The organism is Chitinophaga niabensis (genome assembly GCF_039545795.1).
GTDB classification, from domain to species: Bacteria; Bacteroidota; Bacteroidia; order Chitinophagales; family Chitinophagaceae; genus Chitinophaga; species Chitinophaga niabensis_B.
In genome coordinates this window covers 4523894-4540503 of record NZ_CP154260.1, presented here as the reverse complement: position 1 = coordinate 4540503, position 16610 = coordinate 4523894, and the positions used below count along the sequence as shown (strand labels likewise).

Annotated in this window: 13 protein-coding genes, 1 tRNA gene and 1 riboswitch; of the genes, 6 read left to right on the top strand and 8 right to left on the bottom strand. The window is 45.0% G+C overall.

The features are described 5' to 3' along the window. Positions 1-9: 9 nt before the first annotated feature. The 8 genes from AAHN97_RS17935 to AAHN97_RS17900 form a co-directional block, all read right to left on the bottom strand. Positions 10-1158, bottom strand: coding sequence for a TlpA disulfide reductase family protein (locus AAHN97_RS17935; protein WP_343303441.1), 1149 nt, complete (start codon positions 1156-1158; stop codon positions 10-12). Then, entirely contained in the window at positions 1155-2612 is a 1458-nt protein-coding gene (locus AAHN97_RS17930) for a RagB/SusD family nutrient uptake outer membrane protein (RefSeq protein ID WP_343303440.1), read from the bottom strand. Before AAHN97_RS17930 ends, AAHN97_RS17935 begins: the two co-directional genes overlap by 4 nt. Positions 2613-2629: 17 nt before the next feature. Beyond that, the gene (locus tag AAHN97_RS17925) at positions 2630-6130 is read right to left on the bottom strand and encodes a SusC/RagA family TonB-linked outer membrane protein (RefSeq protein WP_343303439.1); all 3501 of its coding nucleotides are present in this window, start codon (positions 6128-6130) and stop codon (positions 2630-2632) included. Positions 6131-6259: 129 nt separating this feature from the next. Further along, complete coding sequence (locus tag AAHN97_RS17920; protein WP_343303438.1) at positions 6260-7435, bottom strand: FecR family protein; 1176 nt, start codon at positions 7433-7435, stop codon at positions 6260-6262. Between the two features lie 62 nt (positions 7436-7497). Then, a complete protein-coding gene (locus AAHN97_RS17915) occupies positions 7498-8061 on the bottom strand; it encodes an RNA polymerase sigma-70 factor (protein WP_343303437.1) in 564 nt (187 codons plus the stop codon). An 86-nt stretch (positions 8062-8147) separates the two neighbouring features. Continuing rightward, positions 8148-8885 carry an SDR family oxidoreductase gene (locus AAHN97_RS17910; RefSeq protein ID WP_343303436.1) on the bottom strand — a complete coding sequence of 246 codons (738 nt, stop codon included), beginning with the start codon at positions 8883-8885 and terminating at the stop codon, positions 8148-8150. A gap of 46 nt (positions 8886-8931) precedes the next feature. Further along, positions 8932-9771 (bottom strand): SIR2 family NAD-dependent protein deacylase, encoded by an 840-nt coding sequence (locus tag AAHN97_RS17905; RefSeq protein ID WP_343303435.1) that lies wholly within the window; start codon positions 9769-9771, stop codon positions 8932-8934. A gap of 79 nt (positions 9772-9850) precedes the next feature. After that, positions 9851-12223, bottom strand: coding sequence for a TonB-dependent receptor (locus AAHN97_RS17900; protein WP_343303434.1), 2373 nt, complete (start codon positions 12221-12223; stop codon positions 9851-9853). 90 nt (positions 12224-12313) lie between these two features. Further along, positions 12314-12406: riboswitch (TPP riboswitch) on the bottom strand. Between the two features lie 189 nt (positions 12407-12595). Between AAHN97_RS17900 and AAHN97_RS17895 the strand changes: the two genes are divergently transcribed. The 6 genes from AAHN97_RS17895 to AAHN97_RS17870 all read left to right on the top strand — a co-directional run bounded on the left by AAHN97_RS17895 (position 12596) and on the right by AAHN97_RS17870 (position 16579). Beyond that, a complete protein-coding gene (locus tag AAHN97_RS17895; RefSeq protein ID WP_343303433.1) occupies positions 12596-12976 on the top strand; it encodes a single-stranded DNA-binding protein in 381 nt (126 codons plus the stop codon). A gap of 179 nt (positions 12977-13155) precedes the next feature. Continuing rightward, a tRNA-Met gene (locus AAHN97_RS17890) sits at positions 13156-13227 on the top strand. 180 nt (positions 13228-13407) lie between these two features. Continuing rightward, on the top strand, positions 13408-14280 hold the full coding sequence (gene era, locus AAHN97_RS17885) for a GTPase Era (RefSeq protein WP_343303432.1): 873 nt from the start codon (positions 13408-13410) through the stop codon (positions 14278-14280). Positions 14281-14301: 21 nt separating this feature from the next. Beyond that, complete coding sequence (gene der, locus AAHN97_RS17880; protein WP_343303431.1) at positions 14302-15618, top strand: ribosome biogenesis GTPase Der; 1317 nt, start codon at positions 14302-14304, stop codon at positions 15616-15618. 82 nt (positions 15619-15700) lie between these two features. Next, on the top strand, positions 15701-15916 hold the full coding sequence (locus AAHN97_RS17875) for a hypothetical protein (RefSeq protein ID WP_343303430.1): 216 nt from the start codon (positions 15701-15703) through the stop codon (positions 15914-15916). 96 nt (positions 15917-16012) lie between these two features. Next, positions 16013-16579, top strand: a complete 567-nt coding sequence (locus AAHN97_RS17870) for a hypothetical protein (RefSeq protein ID WP_343303429.1) — start codon at positions 16013-16015, stop codon at positions 16577-16579. Positions 16580-16610: the final 31 nt, after the last annotated feature.

The following is a 16610-nucleotide window of genomic DNA, read 5'->3' as shown; positions in this document are numbered from 1 at the left end:
TTACATAATTTATTGACCAAATACTGCTTTAAATTTTTCATCCATTTTGGCTTCATCCTTATCATCTCCTTCATATCGGGCAATCACTTTACCCTGTGGATCGATCAGTATTTTAGTAGGGAGGGAATAGATGCCGTACTTTTTGGAAATATCTCTTTCATTATAAATGCCGGCTCTTAACTTCTCCATATCCAGACCCCGTAAGACGTGTTTCCACATACTGATCCCATCTTGTTCTACTGCTTTCTTCCAGGCATCTGGTTTCCTGTCGTCATCAGAAACGCCAATGATCTCAAGGCCTTTATCCTTGTATGCAGCATAGAGTTTCTTTAAGTGTGGATTCCCTTTGCGGCAGGGTAAACACCAGCTTGCCCAGAAATCTATCAATACATATTTTCCTTTGAAATCGGAGAGCTTTAATGGCTGGCCATTGATATCCGGTGCGGAGAAATCAGCAGCAACAGTGCCTTCCACACCCAGCTTCCTTCTTTCCAATTCTTCATGGATGGTTTTCCCGGCGGTCGCTTTCACCTTTTCGGGAAACTGATTGTAATATGCCGTTAGCTTTTCTGTGCTGATGGAATGGAGATATCCTCTAAGTAAATGAGCGCTCAGGAAGGAAGTCGGGTGTTTGTCGATATAAGCGAAATCGATCTTCTCCATCGCTGCGTAATAAGGCTTCAGTCCGCTTTTAGCTTCCTGGAACTTGAAGTTGTCTATCTTGTTGACAGAATCCAGCATTTTGAAAAAAGGTTCCCATTCTTTCTGGATGGGTGCTTTCTGCTTCTTTAATTCGTCCATATCTGCCTGGGTGACGGAACCTTTGATACGGCTGTTGTTAACCTCATGCTCTTTCACCTCTGCAGTAAGTGCGCCTGGTTCCAGGAAGAAAGAATAAAGATTAGGATCTTCACTACGCCAGGTAACAGGATTACGATAGAGGTAGGCATTGGTTGGTCCGCTTACTGTTCCCTTAAAGGAGAAGCGGCCATCTTTAATAACAGTACTATCCAACACATTATTATAACGGAGATAGATGTAAGGAGTTGCAGTGCCTGAGAATTTCCCGGACAGGGTGAACTGGTCATTCGTGGTTTGGGCAATGGACGTATTGTAGATACATCCTGCTAATCCAAGGATAGCAATAGCTTTTCTCATTGTTCGTTCTGTTTAAGATTAGGATTACCGATAATTTCATCTGAAGGCAGCCGTAATAGTATTTTGGGATTTGTTGCCTGGATGGTCATAGTACCTGAGCTGTTGGAAATGTAATTACGTACCATGGGTAAGCCATTACGGAAATAATCATAACTCACGTGGCCTTCAAAAGCCAGTTCCAGCCGCCGTTGTTTTACTATTTCATTAAAGAGTGCTTCTCCACTGATACCTGTGGTGTCACCAATCCCTGCACGGGAGCGGATGGCATTCAGGCTGATCAGTGCGGTATTGTTATCACCTCCTTTCACGGCTGCTTCTGCTTTATTCAGGTACATTTCTGCCAGGCGGAGATACCTTGCAGGAGAAGGGCTGTACAAGGATACATAACCCATCATATATTTTACACTTGCCAATGAATCATTTGGATTACCCGGTGTTACATTCTTTACATAGAATTTGCTGCGCAGGTCCTGTGTTCTCAGCTGACCCAGCAGATCAGGAGAAGGGCGGTAAAGGCCTCCGGAATAGTTGATCTGCGAAGGCATCGCATACAGATTGCTGATCAATCCATTTTTGTATTGGGTATTCACTGCAAAAATATCTTCCTTATTGCCCGGGTTGTCTGTACTGTAGTAACTGGTATACGCAGCTCCCTGCAATAAAGTGTATCCGCCATTAAGGATAACGGAATCAGCATATTCCTTTGCTATGGCATTGGCTGCATTATCCGGTTGGGTAAAGGTGCCGCCCATATACAGATACACCCTGGAGAGTAAAGCATAGGCAGGATACTTTCCTGCGAAGCTGTTGGTCCGGGGCTGCGTGAGGAGCGGGATGGCAGCCAAAAGGTCTTTTGTAACCTGTTCATACACTTCTTTTACAGTAGCACGCGGTGGTGCAAAACCAAGCCCGTTATTGTCTGTAATGATCAGCATTACACCGGGGCTTGCTGCTGCATCCTGGTAATAAGGTTTCCCATACAGGCGAACCAGGTTGAAGTAAACATATGCCCGCAGGAAAAGGGCTTCGCCTTTTGCCTGTAAGATCTCCGGATTGGTTTCACCATCTTTTACATTCGCCAGGATCTTGTTGATCAGGAGGATGATGTTGTAACTTCCCCTCCAGTAATCGTAAGAATAGGAGAGATCTTTCTCGGCTGAATTGAGGTAGTTGAAAGCGTCTGTATTCTTGTTGACTGTTGCATCGAGGGCTTTGAGTGTATTGCCATGTGCTTCGGAAAGATAAAGCTGCAGGTCGTTATAGTTGAAAGAACTGCTAATAGCACTGCCTGCTACGGATGCATACACCCCCCATATTGCTTTTGTAAAACCAGTGGGGGAGGAGAACTGCTGGTCCTCATATGTGACGTTATGCGGGCGTAATTTATCCAGTTCTTTGTTACAGGCAAATAATCCTGTCAACACCATCAGTCCTAGTATATTTATAAGTTTCATCTTCGCTTTTTTAATGATTAGAATGCTACATTAAGACCTGCCAGAAAACGCCTTGGATTAGCAAAACCTGTTCCCACACCCCCATAGGCAGTGCTGGTATTGAGCACGGCACCTTCAGGATCAGCTCCCACAAAATCTTTATGTTTGATCACAGCCAGGTTATCGCCACTTACATAAGCAGTGATATTCTGCAGTTTCCATCTTTGTATGAGGGCACGTGGCAGGTCGTAGGATAACCTGACGTTGCGCAATCTTGCATGGCTGGCATCTCCCCAAAGACGGGAAGAACGGAAGGTGAGCGCGGACCAGGCATTGGGACTGGTACTGAAAACATCCGGGTAGTTGGCTTCCGTATCACCAGCACCTTTCCATACATGCTGATTGTCGCCAAACAATACGTTGTTCCTGCCCAGTCTTGGTGCACTGGGGGATTGGAAGTTATTTACCAGGGACATCATTACATAGTTCCCATATTGGAACCACCACTCCATGCTCAGTGTGAAATTCTGGTACTTGAAAGTATTGGTGATACCGCCGAAGAATTTTGGTGTGGCAGAACCTACTACCTGCCAGTTGGCCAGGTTAGTGGTATTGCCGATACCTTCCACATTGGTTACTTTGCCGGAGGCATCTACGTTCTGATGGAGCATATTCCCGTTAGCAGGATTGATACCTACAAATTTGATGGCTTTGATCACATTGATATCTTCGCCGATCTTGCGGTAGTAGGCTCCGGAATAACTATCACGGAGAGAATCCTGGTAAAGTGCAGAGATGTGATTTTTATTAAAGCTGATGTTGAAGTTGGTATACCAGTTGAATTTATGGCTTTTCACCGTGTGGGTGTTGAGCATGATCTCCAGCCCTTTATTGATGATCTCTCCAATGTTCTGATATTGCATGAGAGAGCCTTGTGCCGATGTGAGGTTTACATTTTGCAACAGACCGGCACTTCTTTTATGGTATGCATCAACCGTGAGTTCAATCCTGTTCCATACACCCAGGTCCAGCCCTATGTTACTATTATACATGGTTTCCCAGGAAATGCCCGGATTGGCTAACTGTGAAATGGTAGAACCAACATTGGTTTGTGTACCGTAACGTAAACCATCTGTATAAAAAGTAGTGTTCAGGTAACCATCGCCCAGATCACGGCCGGAAGTACCGTATACTGCACGTAATTTCAAATTGTTGATCACGCTGTTGCCTGCCAGGAATGCTTCATTGGATAACAACCATCCACCACTCACAGAATAGAAAGTACCATATCGTTTATCCCTTCCGAAATTTGTTGTGGCATCTGTACGTATGGCAACGGAAGCATAATAACGCTGATCATAATTATAGTCGGCCTGTCCGAAAGTGGAGAAGGTAGCACGCTCCTGGTAACTGCCGGCAGGTGCATAGGGAGCAGTAGCAGGGGTGATGTAAGCAAGATATACTGCTGTGCCATAACCTTTGGCAGCACCCATATTTCTTTCGCCGGGTAACATATTGTACATATCCGTAGTCATTACTTCGGTTGTACGTTTCCCCCATTCCTGACCTATCAGTGCAAATACGGAATGTTTGCCGAAGGATCTGCGGAAGTTCAATGTATTGGAAGTAAGATAATCGGTGTACTTGGTTTCTCTAATGGATAAAGTACCATTGGGGATTACGAGGCTCGCAGCTGTGAACAGGTAAGGGTAGCCACCGTATTTGCCGGAATAGGAACGGGGATCGAAATAAGAATTGAAGGAAGTGCCCATGTAGTTCAGCGAGTTGGAGCTCTGGATATACAACCAGGGGAAAATGTCATATCTCAACCGCAATGAACCCAGATGATTTTGTACGTTGGTAATGGCGGTATTATCATATTGTGTTTCCGCCAGGAAGTTCTGCGTCCAGGTAGTGTAAGCTGGACCGTAGTTGTTGGACTGTTTAACAGGAAGGCTATCCGCCAGTTTGCCATTTGCACCATAGGGATTCTGGAAAGGCTGGATCATGTACAATTCCGGTATGCCGTTGCGCTTTACTGTTTTGTCCAGAATGGAGCTGATGCCTATGCTGGCAGTGAACTTATCAGAAAGTGCCTGATCGATATTCAGGCGGATGCTTTTTCTGTCGAAGGTATTATCATACAGTGCGCCGTTTTCTTTATACCAGGCTACACTGCCATAGAACTTCGTTTTGTCTGTACCACTGTTGATACTCAGTTCTGTATTACGGAAATTACCATTGCTGTAAATGGCATCTTCCCAATTGAAGTTATTATTACGATCAGCATCTGTATAAGTTCTGCGCTGATTGATGAAGTCTGCCACATTAGGGAATGTTGCTTGAATAGATGGCGTTTGTTCCCAGTAACGTTGCATTTGCTTATCCATAAAGGAGATCAGCTCGGTGGTATTCATGAAACGGATATCGCGGACCGGTTGCACACTGCCATATTGCATGGTAAGGTTTACCCCCAGCTTTCCTCTTTTACCCCGTTTGGTGGTTACTACAATTACGCCCTGTGCAGCACGGGAGCCATAAATAGCAGTAGAGGACGCATCTTTGAGGATGGTGATATCTTCTACGTCAGCAGGGTTCACGGCATCCTGCAATGATTGATAGTTAGTGATCACACCATCTACAACATAGAGCGGGCCGTAGTAACTATTAGTAGCGGTAGCCATGGAAGACTGGCCACGTTCTATTACTTGTCCTTTTGCACCGGCTTCGCCGCTGGTTTCTGTGATATATAAACCGGTGGTTTTACCCTTCAGCATAGATAGTGCATTTGGGGTGGTAACGCTGCTTCTTAGCTGATCTCCTGTAACTTTCTGAACAGAGCCGGTTAGTTCTTTGGCGCTTTTGGCAGTATAACCGGTGATCACCAGTTCATCCAGTTTCGCAGGAACTATTTCCAGCACTACATTGTAGCGGCCACCGGCTTTTACGGTGATGTTTTTTGACTGGTAACCAATAAAGCTGAATTCAAGATTGGTGTTATCTGCTACATTGATCTTGTAATCACCGTTCTGATCGGTATTCACGATCTTTATTGCGTTGGTGGCTTTGTATGCCGTTCTTACAGTAACACCTTCCAGCGGCTGGTCTTTATCATCTGTGACACGGCCTGTAACTTCAGTTGTCCGGATAGGTGTGGTTGTAGTTATATTTCCTCTGTCGCTGATATAGCGTTCTCTTTTGATCACCACTATATACTTTTCATCTCTTATATAGTACCGGAGTTCCTGGTCCATGAAGCAATAATCAAGTGCTATTTTCAGCGGCACTTTTTCCACAGTGATGTCTACTGTTTTTGCATTGTCCAGTTGTGTTTTTCCATAGATAAAGGTGAATCCGGTCTGCTTTTCTATTTCTTTGAAAACTTTGGCCAGTGGTTCATTGTGAAGCTTCAATGTTACCACTTGCGCATGAACGCCTAACCCGGAAAAAACAAGCAGTAATAACAGACCTAATTTTTTGACTTTGGTTGGCAGGCATAAGGTACCTGGCTTCGTTTGGCACCAAGCGTTTAAAATCATACAGTTGATTTTGGGTGATTAAAAATTGATATCCCGATCCGGTTTTTCTAAATGGCCGATTTGCTCCCGTAATGGGATGTCTACAGTCTAATGTTTATAATGGTTGATCTTTGCCTGATAGTTTATTTATCAGGATGTGACTATTATTCTTTTCCCCTCGATTTTAAAATGTACAAGACCGGTAAGTTCCAGCAGTTCCAATACTTTTGAGACAGGAACATTCCTTGGAATAGTGCCGTTGAAATATTCTTTTACAGGACTACCCTCGTATACGATCTCTATATCATACCAGCGTGAAAGCTGTTTCATCACGGTTTCAATATCCGCATCATTAAATTTGAACACGCCCTCTTTCCAGGCCGTCACGGCAGCTATATCTGCATTTTTCACCAGTTTCAGGCTGTTATTATTTTGACCGGCTAAGCTTTGCTGACCTGGCTGTAATACGTTGGCTATTTCATTATTCTTTATCAACACCGCGCCTTCCACAAGGGTGGTGGCAATATTCTTTTCATCGCTATAGGCATTTACATTGAATTGTGTGCCTAATACCTTTACTTCCACACCATTGTTCAGTGTTACATAAAATGGCATGGCCGCGTTTTTCGCTACATCAAAATAACCTTCCCCTTTCAGTTCCACTTTTCGCTCCTTTCCTGAAAAAGCAGTAGGATAACGCAGGGAGCTGCCGGCATTGAGCCAAACGCTGGTGCCATCCGGTAAAGTGATCCGGTATTGACCGCCGAGCGGTGTGGTCAGTGTATTATATTGTATCTCTTCACCCTGCAGCCCGTTTTTATTATAAGCCAGTTCTCCATCTGCTGATTTGATCACCTGCGAACCTCCCTGTTGTGCAAGGGAGCCTTGTTGGGCATCTTCCAGGCTGATGGTGCTGCCATCACCTAAAGTCAGCATGGCTTTATTTCCTCCGGGCAATACATCATTTTTATACCGTTTTACCTGCACCTGCCTTTCAGCGGAGGGTATACCGCTGAACATGAAATATCCTCCTATGCCCAGCATTAACAGCACTGCTGCTGCAATCCGGGTAAATGACAGCCTTTTGATATTAGCCCGATCGCCGGAAACCTCTTTCACATTACGGATCAAACGCTGCATATCAGCCATATCCACATCTGCCGGAGCAACTTCTGCAGACAGACCTGTTAAGATCTGCCGGATGGCATCGTTGTTCCGGTCATCCTTCAGATAAAAGGATAACTCTTCTGCATCGGCTTCTGCCATGTTACCTTTATAATAACGGGTAAGCAGGTCGGAAAGCCTTTCCTGTTGCTGTATGCTCATAGTGGTGGAATAATTGCGCTGTACATATATAACTATCGAACCAGTCTATCGTACTAGTCCGGTTAAAAAAAAATTAAGGTGGCCCGCCGGATAAAGACGCGGATGGACTGAATAGCCTTTACCAGGTGGTTTTTCACGGTATTGGGGGATAGTTTCAGTCTTTCGGCTATTTCCGGATTGCTCAATCCTTCCTGGCGGCTGAGTTGGTAGATGAGTTGTTGTTGGGGTGGGAGGCGTTTAACAGCCTCGTAGATCAGCAGGCCGCTTTCTTTCCAGTTGAGCCTTTCTTCTGCATCCAATGTACTGTCTGCCTGGCTGCTCTGTATCAGTTTGAGCAGTTTGCCTTCCATGGCGGCTCTTTTAATATAGGTAAGGGAAAGATTGGAAGCGATGGTGAATAACCAGGAGCTGAGGTTATAAATACGCTCATGCTCATGGCGGTGTTGCCAGAGGCGCAGAAATACCTCCTGTACTATTTCTTCGGCTGCGTATTTTGTTTTTGTTATGTTAATAACAAAGGGGAGCAGCCGGGGATAATAATGATGAACGATCTTTTCGAAAGCTCTCTCATCTGCCCGTGCTACACTGGCCAGCAGCTCCCTTTCATTGTTTATCTTTTCGCTCATTCTCCCTCAGGCAGTTGGATTGGTTGATTTTAGGCTAAAAGTAGTAAAAAGATCAATTGGTTATGTCTGCCGGAGGGAGGGAAATGTTACTTTATGGTGGAGTAGCCACCATCTACGATCAATTCTGTTGCGTGTAAATAGGACGCATCGTCAGAAGCCAGAAAACTAACAGCTTTGGCAATTTCCATGGCTTTTCCAAAACGCTTAAAGGGTAATGTGGGAATAACGGATTGTTTAACGCCTTCAATCTGTTCTGCAGACATGCCGGTTTTTTCAAAACCTTTCGATTCTGTATAACCGGGGCTTACGCCATTGACGCGTATTCCCTTTGCTGTACATTCTGCAGCGAAGGTTTTGATGAAAGATGCTACTGCTGATTTAGCTGCTGAATAAACGGAGGCGTAAGGTGAACCATATAGTGTAACAACCGAGGTGTTAAAGATGATGGAACCACCTTCTTTCATTAACGGGAGTACAGCCTGCGTAGTAAAGAAAACGCCTTTCACCAGTATATCAAACAGTTCATCAAACTGTTCAACTGTTACGGCTTCAATAGGAGCGAATTTACCGTAACCGGCATTGCAGAAAAGAATATCAATGGATGTTAGTTTCACTGGTAACGCAAGGATGTCGTGGATATTTCCTGCATCGCAAACTATCCCGGATGCGTTTTCTCCGAGTTGCTGAACGACCTCATGCAATGTAATTTCATCACGACCGGTAATGATCACTTTTGCGCCTTCGCGGATAAAGTCCTGTGCTGTTGCTAAACCGATGCCACTGGTTCCACCAGTGATCAGGGCTGTTTTGTTTTGTAGTTTCATACAGCAAAGGTTGCTGATCTGAGGGGGATTTAAAACCCGAAACTTGCTATATTGTCTTAGTAAAGCCTTTGAATAGTTCTACAAACTCCGGTAAGATATCACTACTGCTGCCTTTAAGCGCATAGCCATACATTTTATCGCTGGCCATATCTGAAAAATGGTTAGGGTGTTTATTAATATCAATAATAAACCCACCGCTGTTTAAAACCTGGGTGGCAATCCTTACAGGAAGATTGGTAGAACCTGATGTGCCTACAACAAGCAATAACCCTGTTTGTTTGGCCGCACGCAGAGAGCTATCCAGCTTATAGTACATTTCATTATAGTATTCATCGAACCACAACACATGCGGTCTTAAATAAGAGCGGCATACAGGGCATTTTAATGTCTCTATTTGTTCCGGTGTGAGCTCATCTCCTTTTTCCATCGGAAGGTTGGGATAGGGGTAAAGATCATCGGAGCACCCTTCTCCGCAACGGGAATATTCAAGCGTGCCATGTATCAGGTAGGCAGCATCTCTTGCGCTTCCGGCTTTAAAATGAAGTCCGTCCACATTCTGTGTGATCAGCTGGAACCTGCTGCCGAAAAGATCTTCCAGTTCTTTTATGGCATAATGCCCAACATTGGGGTTCGCTTTGGAACAAATACCCAGTCTGTACAGGAACCATTTCCATACATCGAGCGGTTGTTTAAGGAACATTTTGTAGGTGCCCATTTCTTCAGGCATGTAGTTGACGGAGCCAACGGTCCAGAATCCATCTTTATCCCGGAAGGTTGGAATACCACTGTCGGCAGAAAGCCCTGCCCCTGTAAGTACGGTTAATTTGCCTTGGCCTTTGTAAAAATTAAGGAGTCTTTCCTGCAGTTCGTTGTCGATAAATTTCATGTTCAAATATACGAAAAAAAACTCCTTATGTCATGAATTGACAGCAATAAAAAACCCGCTGTGGTAGCGGGTTTTAATGTTATAAGCCGATCCTTATTCCGGCCATAAAATTGAAGCCGGCCATGGGGAAATAGGTGTTCGAAGATTTTACGGTCCCACCTTCCAGGTAACCATAAGTATACCCGTTCGGCTCGTACATTTCATTGAACACGTTGTTCAACATCAGTTGCAAACCTAACTCCTTAAATAATTGCTGCGGAACGATATAATTGATGCGGATATCGTTCACCAGGAAAGCATCCAGTGTACGTGCTTTATCAGAAGAATTATCCAGGAACTGGCGGCTCACGTATTTACCAACCCAGTCAACCGACAAGCCTGCAACAGGTTTGACGCTGACTGTATAGCCGGCCACCAGGTTAGGAGAGAAGGAAATATCAGATTCTTTATGCGTAACAGGTTTCTGACCACCATTATCCCAATCATCCAGGAACTCTGTGTAATCAAATACGCGGTTGCGGCTCAAAGCAATGTTCCCGGCCAGCGTGAGCTGGGGGAATAGATTGTAATGGCCATCCAGCTCAAGCCCAAGGCGATAGCTTTTCGGGATATTGGTTCTGGCGTATGCGCCTACATCATTGATCTGGCCGGTGAGCACCAGTTGATTACGGTAGTTCATGTAATACACGTTTGCCTGCACACCACCTTTCTGGCTGCGAAGTACGTAGCCCGCTTCCAGGTTACGCAGGGTTTCGTGCTTAGGAGCTTGTAATAAACCCACTTCAAAATCATCCCTGTTAGGTTCTTTATTGCCGATGGCGTAGGAAGCATAGAGATGTTGTTTGTTGTTCAGCTGGAAAGTAAAACCTCCTTTGGGATTGAAGAAATCATACCGTTTCTTCTGGCGGATCTCCGGGTTCTTGCGGAAGCCGTTCAGTTCATAAACTACATGCCTGTACTGCACATCTGCAAATGCTTTCAGTTTTTCAGTGATGGCGTATTCACCTTTCCAGTAGAAGTTGAGATCTGTTTTAAAAGAATTCAGGTTGTACCAGCGGTAATCTTTTTCAATAGCCTGCTCTGCCCAGATGATCTTGCCGTAATGTTTACCATCATAACGGTTCCAGCCGCCACCTGCACTCCAGCTGAATTTGCCGGCATTGTGATTAACGGAGAATATACCGCCATAGAAATGATTGTCCAGCCATAGCTGACGGATCAGGTCTGTTTCGGTAACAGGTGCGCCGTTGATGATGGGTGCTGACAGGCCATAATCTGTATAGAGCTGATCCGCAAGATAATTCTCATAATAACCGCGGCCACGTGTGTAATGCAGCGCTACGTTGAAGTTCAGGTTATTGTGAATAGCGTGATTAAAGAACAGCTGATAATGATCCTGCTGGTAGTTGTCCGTTTCATTATCATAAGGAGCGCCTGGTTTTTGGGTGCCACTTGAGTTGTATGTTCTGTTAGTATCAAGATCGCCTTTTGAAATACCATTCCATGCCTGGTATGTTTTTTCCTTTCCGGAGAATACATTCAGGCGGATAGCCGTTTTTTCAGAGATGTATGCAGCGGAGGTATAGAAGGAACGTAAGTCTGATGCAGCTCTGTCAACATACCCGTTCGAAGAGATCTTTGATAAACGTGCATCTACTGTGAAATGCCCGTTAATAAGGCCGCTACCGGCTTTTACCGTGTGTTTCCAGGTATCAAAAGAGCCGTAGCTATTATCAATTTCAGCATATGCTTTATCATTGAACTGATTGGTGCTGAGGTTCAGTGAAGCTCCGAAAGCCCCGGCGCCATTGGTAGAAGTGCCTACACCACGTTGCAGCTGGATGCTGTTCACGGAAGAAGCAAAGTCCGGCATATTCACAAAGAAGGTACCCTGGGATTCTGCATCGTTCACGGGAATACCATTGATGGTAACATTGATGCGGGTAATGTCACTGCCACGTACCCTCAGCCCCGTATATCCTACACCGGCACCTGCATCCGAATTGGTTACTACGGAAGGCAGCTGGTTGAGCAGTAGTGGCAGGTCCTGCCCGAGGTTCTGTTTGGCAATATCTTCTTTACTCAGTTCTGATTTGGTGAAAGGAGCGTTCCTGCCTGCACGCAGACTGGAGATCTCCACAGGTTTTACAAAGAGGCCAGTTTCCTGTAATGCAATATTTAATTCAGTTGTTTTCTGTTGCACTTTGATGGTTTCCTGTATAGTAATGAAGCCCAGAAAGCTTGCCTGCAGCGTATAGGAACCATGCCCGGGAACAGTGATGCGGTATTGTCCTTTAGTATCTGTATGTGTACCGGAGCCGTTGTAAATAGAGATGCTGGCGCCTTCCAGCGGTTTACCGGATGTTTTATCTGTTACTACACCGGTGATAACTACCTGCGCCTGTGTAAATACAGATACGCACAGCAGCGCTAAGAGCATGAATTTTTTCATGGTAGATCCTGTTTGTTCAAATGATTCAAAATGATGCATAGCCATAGTAGCACGGTGTGCTGCAATGGTCAAACTATCGTAAACAGGTAAGGAAACGTCACTTACCTTTCCTAAACAGCATTACCTGGTCAGGTTCAACGGGTGTGATCTCAGCCTGATAGTAAGGCACCCCGAGGTGAAAAGGATAAGCTGTGCTTATCCGGTTTCTATTGCAAAGGTAGACACACAGCAGGAATTCTGCACAAATTTTTTTCAGGATGTATTTTTTCCATTATCTTCATCCCGTTAATCCAGGAACAGTACTCCCCACTTTTTTCCAGCAGAGATCATTTTGAGAAACAATTATTGTTAACCGAAACAATCATTTATCAAATGATCAAACTTCAAATCATCGGCCACCTTGGCAAAAACGCTGTGCAGAACACAGTGAACGGAAAACAAGTCCTGAATTTTAATGTTGCACACAACGAAAGGTACAGGAACGCGCAGGGCGTTCAAACAGACCGGACGGTCTGGGTAGATTGCGCCATGTGGTATCCAAATGCCGTGGGGCCTTACATGTTACAGGGTACCTATGTATTTGTGGAAGGCGTTCCTGTAGTGGACACTTATAACAACAATGCAGGAGGAGTAACTGCGGTGCTGAAATTAAGGGTTACAGACCTGAAATTACTGCCGGGTGGTCAACGGACAAATGGAAGCAGAACAGCAGAACCGGAGATAGAAAATCCGGCGGATGACCTGCCATTTTAAGCAGGGCCCCGACTGTGATCTCTTTACATATTATACTTACTCATTATTACATGTCATAAAAGACTTCCTTTGTAAGACCCGGCTGGCAAGCTTCTTCACGGATAAGGCTGAATTATTTTTCGCCAAAGGATGAAAAATATTTGGTGAGTATTAAAATTCGTTTACCTTTGCACCCACATTGCGAGGTAGAGCAGAGGTAGCTCGTCGGGCTCATAACCCGAAGGTCAGAGGTTCGAATCCTCTCCTCGCTACAAAAGAAAGTAAAGAGGAAGGCTGAAACGCCAACGGCGAAAAAGTTAAATCCTTACAAAAAAGTAAAAGAGATCACAGTCTCCAAACTTCTAAAAAGTTAAAAAGCCGAAGCAATTCGGCTTTTTTTATTTGTACTAAATTGCACCCACAGCTTAGTTCACACGTAAAAATCAGATAGTATGCATCGTGCTGGATTTGTAAACATCTTTGGTAAACCTAATGCCGGAAAAAGTACCTTGCTCAACGCATTGTTGGGTGAGAAACTGGCAATTGTAACCCCCAAGGTGCAAACCACCCGGCACAGGATCATGGCTGTAGTAACGGAACCCGGTTACCAGATCGTGTTCTCCGATACCCCCGGTATCATTGATCCCAAATACAAGATGCATGAGAAAATGATGGGCGCCGTACGTTCCGCACTGGAAGATGCAGATGTAGCCCTGCTGATGATGGAGGCAAAAGATAATGTGGAAGAATGCCTGGCGATGTTTGATTCCCTCAAGCTGAAAGCCACCTGCCTGCTGGTGATCAATAAAATGGATGTGCTGGAAAAGGCTGAACTGGATGCATTGACCGAACGCTGCAAAGTATGGGGCAAAGCCAAAGCAGTGATCACCATTTCTGCTTTGCAGAAAAAGGGCCTGGATGTACTCTTAAAACAGATCCTCGAATTCCTGCCGGAAAGCGAGGCATTTTACCCGGAAGACACGCTCACAGACCGTTCTACACGTTTCTTCGTGGGAGAGATCATCCGTGAAAAGATATTTTTACTCTTCGAAGAAGAGATACCATATCATACGGCGGTGTTGGTTACACAGTTTGAAGAAAAGACCACGCTGACCAAGATCTCCGCAGAGATCATCGTTACCCGCGAAACACAAAAGGGTATCATCCTTGGCGAAAAAGGAAAGTCTATTAAAGAAATAGGTTCCAGGGCAAGGGTGGATATAGAAAAGTTCCTGGACCGTAAAGTGTTCCTGGAATTACATGTAAAAGTGCGTCCTAAATGGCGCGACAACGATCTGTATCTGAAAGAATACGGATTGATTTAAGTACAATTTAAATAGTATAATATGCCTGGTTTTACAGTAGCAATTGTAGGCCGCCCGAACGTAGGGAAATCAACTTTATTTAACCGTTTGCTGGAGCAGCGGAAGGCTATCGTTGATGACTCAAGTGGGGTAACCCGCGACCGGCAGTACGGGATCGCTGAATGGAACGGTAAGTCCTTCAACGTGATAGATACTGGCGGTTTTGTTGCCAAAAGCGAAGATGTATTTGAACGTGAGATACGCAAACAAGTGAAGATTGCCATGGAAGAAGCCAACCTGGTGCTTTTCATGTGTGATGTTACTACAGGTATTACAGACCTGGATGCTGACGTGGCAGATCTGCTGCGCCGCTCCAATAAACCTGTTTTCCTGGCAGTAAATAAAGTAGATAATCATGAGCGCCAGCTGGAAGCATCTGAGTTCTATGGCCTCGGCTTTGAACATGTGCATTTCCTTTCTTCCATGAGCGGAAGCGGCACCGGTGAGCTACTGGATGAAATAACAGCGCTGATCAAAGAAGATGATGAACAGGCGGAAGGCCCGGACAGCGGTATTCCTAAGATTGCCATCATCGGCCAGCCGAATGTAGGTAAATCATCCCTGCTGAATGCACTCATAGGAGAGGAGCGGAATATCGTTTCAGATATTGCCGGTACCACCCGTGATACCATTCACACCAGGTATAATCTCTACCAGAAAGAATTTATCCTGATAGATACCGCCGGTATCCGCCGTAAGAATAAAGTGCATGAGGACCTGGAGTTCTATTCCGTGATCCGGGCCGTAAGGGCTTTGGATGAAGCAGATATCTGTATGCTGCTGCTGGATGCTGAAAAAGGCATCACCGCACAGGATATCAGCATCTTCAGCCTGGCTGCCCGTAAAGGGAAAGGCATCGTGATCCTGGTAAATAAATGGGACCTGGTGGAAAAACACACCAACTCCGCCCGCGATTACGAAAAGGAACTCAAAGAGCGCATAGCACCCTTTAATGATGTACCGATCGTTTTCACTTCCGTACCTGACAAACAACGGATTTTCAAAGCGATAGAAGTAGCGCTGGATGTGTATGAGAACAGGAAACGTAAGATCCAGACCTCCAAACTGAACGAGATCATGCTTAAAGCCATAGATGCGTTCAAACCACCCGTGGTAAGAGGTACACCTATCAAGATCAAATATGTAACGCAATTGCCTACGCATACCCCCGCCTTTGCTTTCTTTGCCAATTTGCCGGACGATATAAAAACGCCCTACAGGAACTACCTGGAGAACAAATTGCGCGAAAACTTTAATTTTCAGGGGGTCCCACTGAAAATTTTCTTTAGAAAGAAGTAGTTCAGTGCATATTATATAAAATTATATTTTGTATAATAAGATTTTTGCATAACTTTGCGGCGATTTAAAACACAAAATCAACATGAAAAAATTATTTGTATTAGCTATCGCTACCGGTATGTTTGTTGCTTGTAACAATGCTTCAACTTCAACTACTGATTCAACTACAACAACACCTGCTGATTCTCAAGCGCTGAACGCAGCTCCTGCTGTTGATTCTGCTGCAACTGTTGATTCTGCTGCTCTGGCTCCGGTTGATTCTGCTGCTGCTCACGCTGATAGCACCCACAAGCACTAAGCTAAGCTTACAGAAAGTATATGGTCCTCCCGGTGCAAACCGGGAGGATTTTTTTGGCATACCTCTTGTTTTATGGGAGCAAATTTTACCGTTTGCATGAAAAAGCTCCTGATTACCTTTTTACTGCTGGCTGGTTTCCAGTCTTTTACAACAGCACAGGAAACAGCCCCCGGCCACCCCGACAAAGATTTCAAGTTTCAGTTCCCGGGCACTAACCTGCATGGGCTGGCAAAACTTCCCCAGCCGCGCAGGGATAGTATGCTCCTGGCTTTTACTAAATTCGACCCCGCCCAGATCTCCTTTTCCGGTACTGGTATTTCGGAATCCCTGCAAAAACAATTCAGGTCCGTGTTACTGGACATGATGGAAGTGGTGAAGAATGTGATCAAAGAGCCGGCAACCGTGTCAGATATGGAAAAGAAAATGAATACCCTGAGCCGGAAGATGGAGGGCCTGCAGGAGGATATGGAGTACGAAATGGAACTGGTTGAATTGAAGAAAGAGTATGAGGAAGATGTAAAACAAAGAACGAAAGAATACGAGGACGGAAAATATGAAACGAAGAAAGAGAAAAAGGTAGCAAAAAGGGAACTGGACCAGGAGCTGCGGGACAGGAAACATGAATTTGAGGAAGACAGGATAAGGCTACGCAAAGAGCGATAAAAAAAAGCGGGTGCATCATTTGATACACCCG